The following is a 15894-nucleotide window of genomic DNA, read 5'->3' on the forward strand; positions in this document are numbered from 1 at the left end:
ATTGTCGCGACTGTGGGCGCGCATCGCGGAACATCTCAGGAGGAACCGGCACTTATGTCCATCCAGAAGATCGACGTCAAGTACACCGCCGTCGCCACCGCCGAGAACGGCCGTGACGGCCGCGTCGCCACCGATGACGGCAAGCTCGACGTCGTCGTCAACCCGCCGAAGGAGATGGGCGGCAGCGGCGCGGGCACCAACCCCGAGCAGCTCTTCGCGGCGGGTTACAGCGCCTGCTTCCAGGGCGCGCTCGGCGTGGTCGCCCGCAAGGAGAACGCCGACATCTCCGGCTCGACCGTGACCGCCAAGGTCGGCATCGGCTCGACCGAGGCCGGCGGCTTCGGCCTGGAGGTCGCGATCACCGCCTCCATCCCGAACGTGGACACGGCCACCGCGCAGTCCCTGATCGAGAAGGCGCACCAGGTGTGCCCGTACTCGAACGCCACGCGCGGCAACATCAAGGTGGAGCTCGCGGTCGCCTGATCACGCCTCTCGCACGCGGCGGAGGGCCGCACCCCCGACAGGGGTGCGGCCCTCCGCCGCGTCGCCGGTCGCTCAGCTGTTCACGACGGCCGTGTGAATGGTCCGCACGAGACGCTCGTTCTCCTCGGCAGGGCCGCCGGGGAAGGCGAACCGGCGCCGCGTGTACCCGTAGGTGAGCCCGCTGTACGGATCGGCGAACGCCTGTGAGCCGCCCGCACCGCTGTGCCCGATGGTCCCCGCGCCGAGGAACGGGTACTTGTATTCGGAGGTGGCCTGGAACCCGAGCCCGAACGATCTGTGGGCCCGCGACACCAGGTCGTGCCCGGTGGAGTGGATCTGCCCGAACGCGGCCACGGTGTCCGCCTTCAGGAGGGGCTCCTTGCCGTCGAGCCCGGTGACCGCCGCCGCGTACATCCCGGCGAGGCCGCGCGCGGAGGCGACACCACTTGCCGACGCGTTCCCCTTGGCGCGCACCAGACGGGAGTTGGGGAACGACTCCAGGTCGGTGGGGTGTGCGCCGACGCGATTGAAGGCGATGGACGGCAGGCTGCCGGGCTGCGGCGGCTGCGCGTCGAGGAAGGCCTGCTCGGCGGGGGAGGGGGCCATCGGAAGGACGGACCGGAACCGGGGCTCCAGCGCTTCCGGGAGCCCGAGGTGGAAGTCGAGCCCGTACGGTGCGCGGACACGCTCCTCGTACACCTCTTGCAGCGTCTGCCCGGTGACCCGGAAGACGACCTCGCCGGTCAGGGCGCCGATCGAGAACGCGTGGTAGCCGAAGGCGGTGCCGGGGCGCCAGAAGGGCCGCTGGGACGCGAGGCGCGCGGCGATGACACGGTCGTCGGCGACTTCCTCCGGAGTGAACCCGGTATCGGCGCCGACGATGCCCACGCGGTGGGCGAGGAGCTCCCGGAGGGTGACGTCTCCCTTGCCCTCGGCGGCGAACTCCGGCCAGTAGTGAGCCACTTGACGGTCAACGTCCAGGGTGCCGTCCTGGACGAGCAGGGCCACGACGAGGTGGGCGGCGCCCTTCGTGGACGAGTAGACGCCGAACAGCGTCTCGGGCCCGGTGTCCGGCCCCACCCACAGGTCGACGACCTGCTTCCCCTTGACGTACGCGGAGAGCTGCGCGGCATGATCGGGCTTCTCCGCGGCCAACACGGCAGTGAACTCGTCCCGAACGGCTTCGTATCCGGCTGCGGTGGTTCCTTGGACTTTGATTTCACGGGTCATGTGGTCTCGTGCCTCCTTGCTGGCTGCAACCGCGTGAGAACCCGGGAAGATTCCCCAACCCCGCCCCTTCCCGCGAACCCGCTCGGCGCGGGGGCCATGTGCCTTATGCGTGCCGGCATCACCGGCTTCGCCGAGCTCGTCCTCAAACGCCGGACGGGCTGAATCTTTCAGCCCGTCCGGCGCTTGAGGACCGGGGTCTGGGGCGGAGCCCCAGTTTCGGGAAGGGGCGGGATTGGGGAAAGCCCCGCAGGGCCCGCTCCAGCCTCAGCTCACGCTCAGCAATGCCCGCCCCACCTGCGGAAACACCCCCTTGGGGTGGTCTCGGAACAGCGGCTCCGTGCCGAACAGGACCACGCGGGACCCCGCAGCGGACCCGCTGACGACGGAAGCCTGACCCGAGGCGTCAGAGGGGCCACCCGCGCCGCCCTCGACCGCCCGCCAGTGCCCGGAGAGCAGCGGATTCCCGCCCCCGTACGACTGTTCGACCCGCACGCCGCTCCCAAGCCCCGTGAACCACATGGGCGCGTAAACGAACGAATGCTCCGGAGCGCCACCGGTCACAGGCCCGCCGGAATTGACGACCCGCACCACACCATTTGCGTCCCCGTTCCCGGAGACCGCCTTCACGGAGAGCAGCTTCGCGGCGGAGTTCAACGCGGCCCCCTCCGAGCCACGCCCGACGAGACCACCCCCATCCGCGAGGAACGCGTCGAGCCTGGCCTTCGCAGAGGCCTTCAACTCCCCGTAGGAGAGCCCGGCCGAGACGAACAGGGCGTCCGCACCCGACTTCTTCCAGTCGAACCCGGCGTTGAGGGCATCCGTCGAAACCGGCACCACGTCGAAGTTCATCTCCCGCAGAGCGAACAGCTCACCGGGGGTGACGGCCGCCGCGACCCGCGTGGGGCGCACGACAGCCCCGCCCTTCACCTTGGTGGCGTCGAAGGCGACGTCGTACTTCTTCGCGGCGGCGACCGCCGCACCCCGCGCCGACGACGGCAGGATCACGCTCCCGTCGTCAGCCCGCCGCACGGAAGTCCCGCGTGCGAGAAGTCAGTTGAGAGCCGCGACCTCCCGCGCGTCGTCGAGCCGCAGCCGAAGAGACCCGCGCGAAGCGACATGCCCGACCCGCGACGCGGAGTCCACGGCACTCGACCGCACACCGGACAGCGAACCACCCTTCACCGAGTCCACCGTCGCGCCCCACAGCCGCCCGAGGCTCCACCCCGAGATGTCGTACATCGTGGACACCTTGTCGCTGATGTCGCGCCCGTCGGCGAGCATCACATTGGCGAGCCCGCGCTTGGGCTGACGCATGTCGACGACGTACGAACCCTCGGCGTACGAGGTCCCGCCGAGCCTGAAGTCCCGCGTCGCCCTGCGGACTTGGACGTCGTTGTCGAGCAGATGCTCCACGAGACGCGAGGCTGCCGCCGCCGAGCGCTGGCCGCGCTCGCCCTTCTCCTTGCCCCGCGGAATCACGTACGCACGGGGGAAGTCGGTCGTGTAGACGTCCTCCGGACCGATGCCCGGCACTCCGGGCACGGTCTCGGGCGAGACCGGGACCTGCGCCGCACCCGTCGCGCCCCGCCGGAACGTCTCGATCTGATCGGCGATCACCGAAGTCCGGTGCTCCTGCGTGTACTTGAGCGTCGCCGACATCGCCGCGCCCGCGATGTCCACGTTGATCGCGGACCGCCGCCGCAGCTCCGGCACCGGCAGATCGTCGTACTCGTCGTTGTTGACGGTCATCGGGAACTCGATGGTGTGCGCGGCGACCGCGCCGTGGAACGGCATGTACTGCGGGGTGAAGATCGGCGGCCAGTCGTCCCAGCCCTCCTCCTGGTCGCGGAAGGGGATGATCGCCGGTTCGACGCCGTCCTTCTCGGGGGTGTAGCCGAGGCCGTTGACCGCGGCCTCCATGCCGAGGGCGTTGGCGTAGGAGTTCTTGAGGAAGAGGTCGTACTCGTAGTTCTCGCCGTGCGGGGGAGTCGTCGGCTCGATCAGCGTGCCGTTGACGTACCCGTGCAGGTCGATCATGACCGCGGGCTGCTTGTCGATGGCGACCTGCCGCATCGCGCGGACCTCGGGCTGCGACGCGGTGATGAAGTCGCGGTTGAGGTCGAAGCCGTTGGCGTTCTCGCGGGTACCCGCGATACGGCCGTCGGGGTTGGCCGTGACATTGAAGTAGAGCCGGTTGTGCGCGAGCAGGTCCCGCGTCTTGCCGTCCTTGGCCTTCGCCAGCTTCTCGATGAGCTTCAGGGCGGCGTCCGTGCCCTCCCACTCGTTGCCGTGGATGTTGTTGTTGATGAAGACCGGCGTCTTGTACGAGGACTTGACCGCCGGATCCTTGGCGGCGGCGCCGGGAGAGTTCTCGATGAGGTCGCGCATCCGCTCCTGGCGGGCGCTCTCCTTGGCGGACTCGGGCGAGGTGACGGTCACCAGGTAGAGCTGGTGCCCGCCCGCCGAACGGCCCGCGATCTCCACGCTGACGCGGTCGCCGATGCCCTGGATGCCATTCAGCTTCGGGGCGATGGAGTGATAGGGGGACAGGCCCAGCTTTATCGACTTGTCGGCCGGATTGGCGGGAGGTGGAGTGAGCTTCTGCTCGCGGGGATAGCCGCGCCCCTTGCCGCTGCTCAGGCCGGGGCTTTCGGCGGCTCCCAGCGAGCGGTCGGCGGCGCTCTCCGGGGCCCTGGCGGCCCGTTCCGTGCTGCTGAGGGGCGAGCCCTCGCGGAGGATGTCGCGACCGCCCGGACGGGGGTCGGCGGTCGCGCTCCCGGGGGCGAGGGTGGTGAGGAGAAGGGCGCCCGCCGAGGCGAGGGTGGTGAGCAGAACGGGTCTGGACGGCCGGGATATCCCCATGCATACCTCCTGGAGCGAAGCGGAAGAGAAGCCAGTACGCGTGGTCTACCGTTTCAACCCCCGCGCAACAAGAGGGCCTTCAAGCCTCACGAGCCGACTCCGAGCCCCCTCCGATCTCCCACCAGTCCCCTGGACCGCAGGCCCCCGACCGGCGGATAGGCTGTGCCGCATGCGTGATCTGGGACGAGGCTTCGGCTACTTGATGAAGGGCCAGCGCTGGGTCGCCCAGCACGGCAAGCAGTACGGGGTCGGCCTGTTGCCGGGCCTGATCACCCTGCTTCTCTACGCGGCCGCGCTCGTCGCGCTCGCCCTGTGGGGCACGGACTTCGTCGGCTGGGCGACGCCCTTCGCCGACGACTGGTCGTCGCCGTGGCTCGGCCTGTTCCGCGGCGCCCTCACGGCGCTGCTCTTCGCGCTCGCCCTCCTCCTCTCGGTGATCACCTTCACGGCCGTGACACTCCTGATCGGCCAGCCCTTCTACGAGTCGCTGTCGGAGAAGGTCGACATCTCCGTCGCCGGACACGCCCCCGAGTCGGGCCTGCCGCTCTGGCGCGACCTGTGGATCTCCGCACGCGACAGCCTCCGCATCCTCGTACGGGCCCTGGTCTGGGGCATCCTGCTCTTCGCCCTCGGCTTCATCCCGGTCGTCGGCCAGACCGTGGTCCCGGTGATCGGCTTCTGCGTGACGGGCTTCTTCCTGGTCGAGGAGCTGACCGCGGTGGCGCTGCAGCGCCGGGGCGTCGAACTCCGCGAACGGCTCAGGGTGCTGCGCGGCCGGAAGATGCTGGCGTGGGGCTTCGGCACCCCGCTCGCCGTCGCCTTCCTCGTCCCCTTCGTCGCGGTGTTCCTGATGCCGGGGGCGGTCGCGGGCGCGACGCTGATGGCGCGGGAGCTCGCGGGCGAGGACGCGGGCGACGACGACCCGCAGGGACCGGACGGTTCGCCCGGTCCCCGAGGCCGGGTTCCCGCTACCGGCGAGCGTCCATAGCGGTCGTCAGGATCTGCCGCACCTGCGCGATGATGTCGAGCCGGTTGCGCACGAACTCGGGATCGGTGATCTCGCCCGTCGCCGGGTCCGTGTTGCCCGTCCCGAACTGCAGGATCGGCGTGTGCACATGGCCGCCGGGCAGACGGTCGTGCAGCCCGAGGCGGTCGCGAAGGAGCGTCGCCCGGTAGGCGATCTCGTTCGACAGGTAGTTGCCGCCGCCGCCCTCACGGGCCGTGGAACCCGCGGTGGGCCCGTCGGGGCGGACCACGGGAGCGCTCTGGCCCGCAGGGACCTCGGTCACCGAGGTGTTGTCGTACACGGGGAAGCGGCCCGTCTCGGCGCTCACGATGTCCTTGTACGGGAGGGTCGTGGACGTCCACTGCGGCTGCGAGGCCGGATCGGCCACCGGGACCGTCTCCGTGCGCGAGAGGTTCTCGTTGTCGGGGAAGCCGCCCCGCCAGGCCCCGTTGGTCCGCTCGATGTCGAAGCGTCCCGCGCGGCCCTGGCTGATGGTGGTGAAGAGGTCGACGCGGGGGAGATGGGCGCGCAGCGTGCGCTCGACCGTGCCTTCCGCGAAGTCCTCCCAGCGGACGGGGAAGACGGCGGTCTCCACGCGGGCGGGACCGTCGGCGGTGTCGATGACGGTGCCGTCGAGCGCGAGGGCGGTCGCGCCGGACGGGTTGCTGATGCGGACGTCCCGGTCGAGCGTGAAGGGGTCGAAGCCGGTGACGAGGATGCGCTTGAGGCGGTGGCCCGAGGAGTCCTTCTTCGGGTAGCTGATGGAGTTGTGCCCGCGGGACGCGTCCTCAAGGGCCCGTATGAGGTGCCGCTGCCGTGCCTCGCCGACCCCGAAGCGGGTCGGCTCCCACTGGCGCAGCTCACGGGTCATCCCGAGCCGGGCCCAGTACAGCGGCCGGTCGTCGTCACGGCTCAGCTCACCGGCGGGACCCCGCCCCTGCGCCCGGTCGACGGCACGCCGCCACAGAGCCTCTCCCTGCCGTACGGCGATGCGCTTGGCCTCCGCGTACGAGTGGGCGCGTTCCAGGGCCCGCGCGAACTTCGGGGCCACGGCGTCGAATCCGCTGCGCCGCAGGATCTCCTGCGGCGCGGCCCGGTCGAGGCGCTGCTCTTCTGTCGTCGTGGCCGGTGCGGTGGCCGCCGACGCGGGCACGGCGGAGAGGGAGAGCAGGAGGGTGACGCCGATCGCGGCGAGCCGCGGGGAGACGTTGGACGAGAGTGACACGGGAGTCCTTCCGTGGCTGGTGGGGTGGCCGCAGTATCCCGGCAGAAGGGCGGTGCCGAAAAGGCCTAGCGGCTCGCCCCCTCATGATCGGCGAGAACCTCGTCGATCACATGACGTGCGATTTTCGCGATCGTGCCATTTCTCGTCCGGTAGTAGGGCAGCTCGATGAGCGCGATCGAAAGGGCCCAGCCGCGCCCCCGCGCCCATGTCGCGTCGTCGACGCCCAGGGCGGTACGGAAAGTCTCCCGCGCGTCGGCGGTGAGGAGGCTCCACGCGGTGATCAGGTCGACGGCGGGTTCGCCGTGCCCCAGGCACCCGAAGTCGATGACGGCGCTGAGCCGTCCGTCGGCGGTCAGGAGATTCCCCGGTTGCAGATCGGCGTGGACCCAGACGGGCGGCCCGTCCCACAGGGGCGCGCGCAGAGCGGCGTCCCAGGCGGCGGTCGCGGCGGCGGTGTCGATGACGCCGTGGAGCTGCGCGATGGCCTCGCGGGTGTCGGCGTCACGGGGCGCGAGCGGCCCGCTGCGGTACGCGGGAGGTGCGTCGGCCGGATCGACGCGCTGCAGCGCCATGACGAACTCCGCCAGATCGGCGGCGAACAGGCCGGGCTCGACCACTTCCCCGACGACCGGGTTCTCCCCCTCCAGCCAGCGGTAGACGTACCAGGGCCACGGAAAGCCCTCGCCCGGCTCGCCCTGCCCCAGCGGCGCGGGAATGGCGACGGGAAGCGAGGGCGCGAGCCGCGGCAGATGCAGCACCTCGCGCTGTACGTCCTCGACGCCTCCCTCGATACGCGGGAGGCGGACGGCCATGTCGTCGCCGAGGCGGTAGATGGCGTTGACGGTGCCGTTCGACTCGACGGGCTCGACGGCGAGGTGCGCCCAGTGGGGGAACTGCGCGGCGAGCAGCCGGCGTACGAGGGGCGTGTCGATGTCGGCTTCGTGGGCGTGCATCTTGGCAGGCGGCATGGGGGACTTCCGGGACGGCGGGGGAGCGGGGGGCGGGGAGCGGGGGCCGAGGGGCCGACGCTGATCGAAGCTGGCCCGAGGGCGGCGGGTCAACCCCATTGGAGGCCGGGGGAGCGGTGTCGGCGGCCTACGGCTGTCTCCTTCCGCGCGACGGGGACCGTCACGCGGGGCTGTCATGAACGCCGTGCCGCACGCCCGTAGTGCTGGGCCACCGCGTGGAACGACTCCTTCGGCTCCCAGTGCCAGCGGCCGGACGGCCCTTCACCGTCCTGGACCGGCTTCACGAGGCTGTAGCTCGCCATGTCGAGGTCGTACCGCGTCTCGGAGCGGTGCGGGGCGTCCGGGGTGACGAAGTTGTAGAGCGTCGCCGAGTAGAGGTTCATCGACTCGAAGGCGTCCAGTACGTCGGTGATGTACGCCGCCTGGGTCCGCTCGCTGCGGACGAGCCCGTCCTTGATCTCGGGCGGCTCCTTCGTGTAGTCGACGACGTCCCACCCCATGCCGCCCTGTTCCGGAGCGCCCCGGAACGTACACGTGCCGAACTCGGTGATCGCCACCGGCTTTCCCCAGCGCTCGTAGGGCTTGAGGTCACGGACGTAGCCGGACCGACCGCGGTGGTAGCCGTAGTAGTTGACGCTCACGATGTCGAACAGATCCCAGTCGACCTCGTCGTCCTGAGCCGCCCCGTACGTCAGCCCGCCGCTGAAGACGGACCTGCCGACCGCCGCCGCACGCCCGATGAACCGCTTCAGACGCCGCTGCATCAGAACGGGGTCGTAGTTCCCCTTGAGGATGTTCTCGATCCGCTCCACCGCGTTGTCGCCGGGCACGATCCCCGGTACGAACAGTACGAACTCGCAGCCCACACTGAGGTGGACCGCCGCGCCCTGCCGCCGAAGCCGCTCTGCGTGCCTGCCCGTCTCCGCGAGGTGGTCGAGGATCTCTCGCTCGGGGCGGTCGGCCAGGCGGGGCTGGAGCCAGACGTGCAGTTCGCGTTCGGCGGCCTCCGTCGCGGTCGCGGCCAGTCGCCGTACGCCGTCGCCGAAGACGGAGACGGTGGTGGCGTGCAGCCGGTCCTGGACCGCGCCCATGTCCTCGCGCATGCGGTCCGCGTTCCAGCCGGTCGTGGGTGTCTCCCCGGCGGCGACCTCGTAGCAGACGCCTCGGTACGTGAGTCCGCCCGCTCCGGGGCCTGTCGCGGCGGCCGGTGCCGCCGCGGTCAGCAGACCCCCCGCTGCCGCCGCGACACCCAGGGCCCCCGCACCCGCCCCGGCCAGAAACTGCGCCCGGCCGATCCCGGTCCCGTCACTCCGCACGGTGCCTCCCTGTGTCCGCCCGTACGGTGCGTACGGTGGGCCAAAGTCTGGCCAGCGGGGTCCCGGCGCCGAGACCGCCGTCGGTCTACGCCGTGGGCGACCTTGGTAGCGACCCGCCGTCCCGCGAGGCGACTTGAGTAGCCCGCAGCGCCTCCAGGAACGGCTCCACCGCCGGTGGTGCGGCCCGGCCCCGCGCCGTCGCCGCGTACACGGCGCGCGGCGGCGCGTCCGCGTCGCGCACCGGGATCAGGGTGATGTCGGGGCGGACGGACTCCGCGGCCAGGGCGGGCACGAGGGTGACCCCGAGCCCGGCGGCCACATAGCCCTGCTTGGCGGTCCACTCGGCGACGACATGGGCGACGCGCGGGCGGAATCCGTGCCGGTGCGCCTCCTCCAGGAGGGTTCCCTCGGCATGCGCGCTGCCGGAGATCCAGTCCTCACCGGCGAGTTGGGGCAAACGCAGGGACTCGTGGCCCGCCAGAGCGTGGGTCGGAGGGACGGCGACGTACAGCGCCTCGTCGAGGAGGTGATGCAGCTCGTAGGCGTCCACGTCGCCGCTCAGCGCCCCGCCCGTCGAGGAGACGATCGCCAGGTCGAGATCACCGTCCGAGAGACGGGCGAGCAGCCAGGGCGTCAGACCCTCCTCGCGGGTGAGCGTCACGCCGGGGTGCCGGGCGCGGAACGCCGCGATGGCGCGTGGCACGAGCGCCGCGTCGGCCGTCGCGAACGCACCGAAGCGCAGGGTGCCGCCGGTCACGTCGCGCAGAGCCGTCAACTCCCGCTGCATGGCGTGGAGTCGGTCCACCGTCTCCTCGGCGTACGGCAGGAGCGTACGGCCGTGTGCGGTCAGGCGCACGCCTCGCGGCAGCCGGTCGAAGAGCGGGGCGCCGCCGAGGGCCGCCTCCAGGGAGGAGATCTGCCGCGAGACGGCGGACTGCGTCCAGCCGAGGTCGCGGGCGGCCACGGTGAAGGAACCGTGCCGCGAGACGGCCAGGAAGACGCGGAGCCAGACGGTGGAGAGGTCGGGCGGTGGCGCTGGTGGTACTGGTGGCACTGGTGGCACTGGTGACACCTGGGCCCGTGTGGTCCGTGTGGCCTGGGCCATCCGTGCGGCATGCGGGGTCGGCATGGCTGACATGCTAGACATTCGCTTGTCGCATCACGCGCCCGGACCTAGCGTCGGACCCATGGAGAAGATCGCGTTTCTTGGACTGGGACATATGGGCGCGCCGATGGCACGCCAACTCCTTGCGGCTGGGCACCCGTTGACGGTGTGGAACCGGACCGCCGGGAAGGCTGAGTCACTGGTGGGGGCGGGCGCCAGGCTCGCCGCCGACCCCGCGGGCGCCGTGCGTGACGCCGATGTCGTCATCACCATGCTGGCGGGCCCCGACGCGGTGCGTGCCGTCGCCGACGCCATCGTGCCCGAGCTGCGGGCGGGGAGGGCGGGGGTCCACTGGGTGGAGATGTCCACCGTCGGGCCCGACGTCGTACGGGAGTTGGGGGCGAGGGTGCCGGACGGCGTGACCCTCGTCGACGCGCCCGTCATGGGGAGCACGGACAAGGCAGCTGCGGGACAGCTCGGCATTCTCGCGGGCGGCGACGCGGATGGGGTCGCGCAGGTCCTCGCCTGCTTCGGCCCGGTGACCCGCACGGGCCCGCTCGGCTCGGGGGCCGCGCTGAAGGTCGTCGTCAACACCGCCGTCATCGGTGGTGTCGCTCTCGTCGCGGAGGCGATGAAGCTGGCGGACGCGCTGGGCCTGGACGAGGAGACGGCCAAGGGGGCGCTCGCGAAGGGGCCGCTCGGGGGCGCGGTGGGCCGCGCCTTCGCCACGGACGTGCACTTCGGCAGCGACCTCGCCGTGAAGGACGTGGCGCTCGCGACGGAGACGACACAACTCCCGGCGATGGAGGCGGTATTGGGCCATTTCCAGGCGGCTGCCGCCGACCCGGATGTCGTCCACGAGGACATCGCACGTGCGGTTGCCCACATCCGCTCCAGGAACGTCAAACCGGCGTAGCCGTACCCGAGGAGTCGCACCCATACCCCAGAAGTCGTAGCCACGCCCCCGGAGGAGCAGCCCGCACCATGCGCATAACCATCGACAACCCCGCCTCCGCCCCGCAGCCTCTCGGCCCCTACTCCCAGGTTGCCCGCGTCGAACAGGACGACGGAGGAGCCCTGTTGTACCTGTCCGGGCAGATCGCCGAAGGCGACGGCATCGCCGCTCAGAGCCGCGGGATCTTCGAGACCCTGTCCGCCCTGCTCGCGGCGCACGGCGCGACTCTCGACGACGTCATCAACATCCGGACGTATCTGACGGACATCGCCGACCTTCCCGAATACGCCGCCGTACGCGCGCAGTTCCTCACCGCGACGCCGCCCACCAGCATGACGGTCGAGGTGCCCCGGCTCTTCCGTCCCGAGGCGCTCATCGAGATCGAGGTCGTGGCGGCCGTCCGGACCGCCACCTGATCACTCGCCGTCGTCGCCACTCCCGCTAGCGCTAGCGCCGCCGCTGGCGCCGCCGATCAGGCCCAGGAAATCCCTGAACGCCCCCGCCATGTCCACCGATTCGGGGTCCAGGAGCCACTGGTACTGGAGTCCGTCCATCACCGCGACGAGCAGCGGCGCCGCGGCCTCCGGAGTGAGGCCGCCGGGCAGGCGGTCCCCGTACTCCACGCGCAGGACCGCCGCGAACTTCTCCCGCACCGATCCGTACCGCTCGGTGAAGTACTCCCGTGCCGGATGCCCGTCCGTGACGCTCTCGCCGAGCAGCGCGGAGAAGGTCTGGATGATGCCGGGGCGCATCGCGTTGTACTCCACGAGCGAGCCGAGCAGGTCGAGGCGGATCTCGTTCGACGGGACCGCGTCCCACTGGTCGCGGGCCTCCAGGACGGCGACGAGGAGGGCGTCCTTCGTGGGGAAGTAGTGCAGGAGGCCCTGCTGGGTCAGGCCGACCCGCTCGGCCACGGCACCCAGGCTCGCGCCCCGGTAGCCGCGCTCGGCGATCACCTCGAAGGCGGCCCGCAGGATCTCCGCACGCCGCTCCTCGCTTCTGGCCCTGGTCGTGGCCGCTCTGGCTTTGGGCGCCATGGTGTCTGCCCTTCACGTTCTCGATCCTGCTCGCGGCACGACCGTACGGCATACCGATCAAAATATAACGTCCAGATTACGAAAACTACCGACCTACAGGTAATCGAGGCAGGATGGAGGGACCGTACAGAACGGGAACGTACGGAACGGACTTCAACGAGGAGGTACGCCATGGCGGGAACCCAGGGCCCGGGCCCCGGAGCCACGCAGGCCGACCAGGCGCGCGAGGCGGTCGTGGAGGCCGCTCTCGGCACGCTGGATCTGGACGCCAAGGCCCGGCTGCTCGGCGGGCGTGACATGTGGTCGCTGCACGCGCTGCCCGAGATCGGCCTGGCATCGCTCGTGATGTCGGACGGCCCGATCGGCGTGCGCGGCACCCGCTGGACCGCCGACGACCCCTCCATCGCCCTGCCGTCCCCGACCGCGCTCGCCGCCACCTGGGACCAGGACCTCGCCCGCCGCGCGGGCACCCTGCTCGCCCAGGAGGCCCGCCGCAAGGGCGTCCACGTCCTCCTCGCGCCCACCGTCAATCTGCACCGCTCGCCCCTCGGCGGCCGGCACTTCGAGGCGTACAGCGAAGACCCGTATCTGACCGGCGTCATCGGCACCGGCTATGTCCAGGGCGTGCAGTCCGGCGGCGTCGGCACGACCGTCAAGCACTTCGTCGCGAACGACGCCGAGACCGACCGCTTCACCGTCGACAACAAGGTGGGCGCGCGCGCCCTGCGCGAGCTGTACCTCGCGCCCTTCGAGGCGATCGTCGCCAACGCCCACCCCTGGGGCATCATGACCGCCTACAACCAGGTCAACGGCTCGACGATGACCGAGCACCGCTACCTGGTCAACGAGGTCCTGCGCGGAGAGTGGGGCTTCGACGGCTACAACGTCTCCGACTGGATGGCGGCCCGCTCGACCACCGGCGCCATCGAGGGCGGCCTCGACGCCGCCATGCCGGGCCCGCGGACCATCTACGGCGACGCGCTCGCCGAAGCGGTGCGCGGCGGCCAGGCCAAGGAGTCGACGGTCGACGATGCCGTGCGCAACGTCCTGCGTCTCGCCGCCCGCGTCGGCATCCTCGAAGGCGCCGAGCCCGTCGTCACCGACGTGCCCGCCGAGGTCGACGGCGAGGCGCTGGCCCGCGAGATCGCCCGCCGCGCCTTCGTCCTCGTGCGCAACGAGAACGAGACGCTGCCGCTGAAGCCCGCCGCCTCCGTCGCCCTCATCGGCGCAGCGGCGCGCGACGCCCGCGTCCTGGGCGGCGGCTCCGCCACCGTCTTCCCCGCCCACGTGATCTCCCCGCTCGACGGTCTGACGGCCGCGCTCGGCGAGGACTCCCTGACGTACGCCGTCGGCGCCGACCCGAGCGATGAACTCGCCCCCGCCGACAAGGGGTTCGAGCTGCGCGCCGTATGCCGCGACGCGGACGGCGACGTCCTGGGCGAGGGCAACCTCCCCTCCGGCCAGGTCCAGTGGATCGGCAACGACCTGCCCGAGGGCGTCACCCACGAGACGATGGCCTCCATCGAGGTCGTCGGCACGTTCACGCCGCGCGTGAGCGGCGAGCACTCCTTCGGCACGCGCGGTCTGGGCGCCTTCACGCTGACCGTCGGCGGCCAGGTCGTCTTCGACGGGTCCGAGGTGATGGGCCCCGAGTCCGACCCCTTCGAGGCGTTCTTCGGCTCACCGGTCGAGCGCGCCAAGGTGGGTCTGACAAAGGGCGAGACGGTCGAGGTCTCCCTGCTCCACCCGCTCGACAAGGAGTACGCGGCCCCCCTGCCCGGCGTCGTGTTCTCCTTCGTGCACCTGGAGCCGCAGCGGGACGCCGACGAGCTGATCGCGGAGGCCGTCGACGCGGCACGGGGCGCCGACACCGCCGTCGTGGTCGTCGCCACCACCGAGCGCGTCGAGTCCGAGGGCTTCGACCGCAAGGACCTGCGACTCCCCGGCCGCCAGGACGACCTCGTACGCGCGGTGGCCGCGGCCAACCCCCGTACGGTCGTCGTCGTCAACTCCGGCTCCCCGGTGGAGCTTCCGTGGCGCGAGGACGTCGCGGCCGTGCTGCTCAGCTGGTTCCCCGGACAGGAGGGCGGCGCGGCGCTCGCCGATGTGCTGCTCGGCGCCGAGGAACCGGGCGGGCGGCTGCCCACGACGTGGGGCGCCTTCGCGGACGCGCCGGTCACCCAGGTCACCCCGAACGAGGGTCAACTCGCCTACACCGAAGGCGTGTTCATCGGCTACCGCGCCTGGGACCGTGACACCGAGGAGCACGCGGGCGCCACTCCCGCGTACGCCTTCGGTCACGGCCTCGGCTATACCGACTGGGCCTACGAGTCCCTCGCCGTGGAGGGCGCGACGGCCACGGTCCGCGTCCGCAACTCCGGCCGGCGAGCGGGCCGCGAGGTCGTCCAGGTCTACCTCGCCCCGGCCGCGAACGACGGCGACCGCCCGATCCGCTGGCTCGCCGGCTTCACGGGCGTCGAGGCGGCGCCCGGCGAGAGCGCGGAGGTGCGGGTCGAACTCCCGCGCCGCGCCTTCGAGACGTGGGACGAGGCCACCAACTCCTGGACGTACAGGTCTGGTTCGTACGAGATTCAGGTGGGCCGCTCGATCGCCGACCGCCGCTTGAGCGAGACGATCGCCGTCTGACATGAACCGTCTGACGTGAACCGTCTGACGTGAACCGGCCGCCCTAACGTACCGAGAAGCCGTACACCGTCTCCGACCTGTACACCCCACCCGGCCGCAGCACCGTGCTCGGAAACTCCGGCCGGTTGGGGGAGTCGGGGAAGTGCTGCGTCTCCAGCGCGACCCCGTCACCGGGCGCGAACGGCAGCGGCTGCGCGAAGTGGTCCCCCGTGTACAGCTGGATGCCGGGCTCCGTCGTCGCGACGGTCAGCACGCGCCCGGACGCCGGGTCGCTCAGCTCCGCCACCTCGACCGGCAGCTCGGTGATCCCCTTGTCCAGCACGTAGTTGTGGTCGATCCCGTCCCCGACCTTCCGCGCCGTCCGGAAGTCGAACCGCGTCCCGTCGACGTCCGCGTGCGTCCCCGTGGGAATCTGCGTCTCGTCCGTGGGCGTCATGCGCGCCGCGTCGATCCGCAGCTCGTGCCCGCCCGCGCCGCCGCTCCCGGGCACGGCCCCGGCGAGGTTCCAGTACGTGTGGTTGGTGAGGTTCACGACCGTCGGGGCGTCGGTCGTCGCCTCGTACGCGATCCGCAGCTCGCCCGCCTCGCCCAGCGTGTACGTCACCGACAGCGCGAGCCGCCCGGGATACCCCTCCTCGCCGTCCGGGCTCACCCGGGAGAGCCGCACCCCGTGCTCGACCTCCGTGGCCTCCCACACCCGCTTGTCGAATCCGGCCGCACCGCCGTGCAGCGCGTTGGGTTCGTTGTTCCGCGCCAGGCTGTGGGTCCTGCCGTCGAGGGCGAACTCACCGCCCGCGATCCGGTTCGCGTACCGTCCCACCAGCGCACCGAAGTACGGCCCTGGGTGGTCGAGATAGCCCTGGAGATCGTCGAAGCCCAGGGACACGGGATCGCGTCGCCCCGAGCGGCCGGGAACTTCCGCCGACTGGATGATCCCGCCGTACGTCAGGACGCGTACCCGTACCCCACCCCTTTCCAGGATCCAGCGATGGACGGGCGTGCCGTCGGGGAGAGTCCCGAAGAGTTCACTGCGCATGATCGCGACCCTACGCCGGGTCGCC

General features: G+C 71.3%; 12 protein-coding genes and 1 pseudogene. 5 read left to right on the top strand and 8 right to left on the bottom strand.

Annotation, left to right across the window (positions count from 1 at the left end):
- Positions 1-54 precede the first annotated feature (54 nt).
- The gene (locus ACWFRJ_RS09395) at positions 55-483 is read left to right on the top strand and encodes an organic hydroperoxide resistance protein (RefSeq protein WP_453526288.1); all 429 of its coding nucleotides are present in this window, start codon (positions 55-57) and stop codon (positions 481-483) included.
- A gap of 72 nt (positions 484-555) precedes the next feature.
- On the opposite strand, the gene ACWFRJ_RS09400 is transcribed toward ACWFRJ_RS09395, so the two are convergent.
- Both ACWFRJ_RS09400 and ACWFRJ_RS09405 read right to left on the bottom strand, forming a co-directional pair.
- Positions 556-1713: a serine hydrolase domain-containing protein gene (locus ACWFRJ_RS09400; RefSeq protein WP_453526291.1), complete on the bottom strand. Its 1158-nt coding sequence runs from the start codon at positions 1711-1713 to the stop codon at positions 556-558.
- A gap of 264 nt (positions 1714-1977) precedes the next feature.
- Positions 1978-4575 (bottom strand): annotated as a pseudogene (locus ACWFRJ_RS09405) (M14 family zinc carboxypeptidase).
- Between the two features lie 169 nt (positions 4576-4744).
- Between ACWFRJ_RS09405 and ACWFRJ_RS09410 the strand changes: the two are divergent.
- Positions 4745-5563 (top strand): EI24 domain-containing protein, encoded by an 819-nt coding sequence (locus ACWFRJ_RS09410; RefSeq protein WP_453526294.1) that lies wholly within the window; start codon positions 4745-4747, stop codon positions 5561-5563.
- Here the strand turns inward: ACWFRJ_RS09410 and ACWFRJ_RS09415 are convergent.
- The 4 genes from ACWFRJ_RS09415 to ACWFRJ_RS09430 all read right to left on the bottom strand — a co-directional run bounded on the left by ACWFRJ_RS09415 (position 5544) and on the right by ACWFRJ_RS09430 (position 10219).
- A complete protein-coding gene (locus ACWFRJ_RS09415; RefSeq protein ID WP_453526297.1) occupies positions 5544-6806 on the bottom strand; it encodes a pyroglutamyl-peptidase I family protein in 1263 nt (420 codons plus the stop codon). The genes ACWFRJ_RS09410 and ACWFRJ_RS09415 overlap by 20 nt on opposite strands.
- Positions 6807-6871: 65 nt before the next feature.
- The gene (locus ACWFRJ_RS09420; RefSeq protein WP_453526300.1) at positions 6872-7774 is read right to left on the bottom strand and encodes an aminoglycoside phosphotransferase family protein; all 903 of its coding nucleotides are present in this window, start codon (positions 7772-7774) and stop codon (positions 6872-6874) included.
- Positions 7775-7947: 173 nt separating this feature from the next.
- On the bottom strand, positions 7948-9090 hold the full coding sequence (locus tag ACWFRJ_RS09425) for an abortive phage infection protein (RefSeq protein WP_453526303.1): 1143 nt from the start codon (positions 9088-9090) through the stop codon (positions 7948-7950).
- 85 nt (positions 9091-9175) lie between these two features.
- Positions 9176-10219, bottom strand: a complete 1044-nt coding sequence (locus ACWFRJ_RS09430; RefSeq protein ID WP_453526306.1) for a LysR family transcriptional regulator — start codon at positions 10217-10219, stop codon at positions 9176-9178.
- Positions 10220-10277: 58 nt separating this feature from the next.
- On the opposite strand from ACWFRJ_RS09430, the gene ACWFRJ_RS09435 reads away from it, so the two are divergent.
- Both ACWFRJ_RS09435 and ACWFRJ_RS09440 read left to right on the top strand, forming a co-directional pair.
- Positions 10278-11111, top strand: coding sequence for an NAD(P)-dependent oxidoreductase (locus ACWFRJ_RS09435; protein ID WP_453526309.1), 834 nt, complete (start codon positions 10278-10280; stop codon positions 11109-11111).
- 68 nt (positions 11112-11179) lie between these two features.
- Positions 11180-11566: a RidA family protein gene (locus ACWFRJ_RS09440; RefSeq protein ID WP_453526311.1), complete on the top strand. Its 387-nt coding sequence runs from the start codon at positions 11180-11182 to the stop codon at positions 11564-11566.
- Here ACWFRJ_RS09440 and ACWFRJ_RS09445 read toward each other — a convergent pair whose 3' ends face one another.
- On the bottom strand, positions 11567-12187 hold the full coding sequence (locus ACWFRJ_RS09445) for a TetR/AcrR family transcriptional regulator (protein ID WP_453526314.1): 621 nt from the start codon (positions 12185-12187) through the stop codon (positions 11567-11569).
- Positions 12188-12358: 171 nt separating this feature from the next.
- On the opposite strand from ACWFRJ_RS09445, the gene ACWFRJ_RS09450 reads away from it, so the two are divergent.
- Positions 12359-14833, top strand: a complete 2475-nt coding sequence (locus tag ACWFRJ_RS09450; protein WP_453526317.1) for a beta-glucosidase H — start codon at positions 12359-12361, stop codon at positions 14831-14833.
- A 43-nt stretch (positions 14834-14876) separates the two neighbouring features.
- On the opposite strand, the gene ACWFRJ_RS09455 is transcribed toward ACWFRJ_RS09450, so the two are convergent.
- Complete coding sequence (locus ACWFRJ_RS09455) at positions 14877-15869, bottom strand: aldose epimerase family protein (protein WP_453526320.1); 993 nt, start codon at positions 15867-15869, stop codon at positions 14877-14879.
- Positions 15870-15894 lie beyond the last annotated feature (25 nt).

This window comes from Streptomyces sp. NPDC055239, from assembly GCF_053606205.1.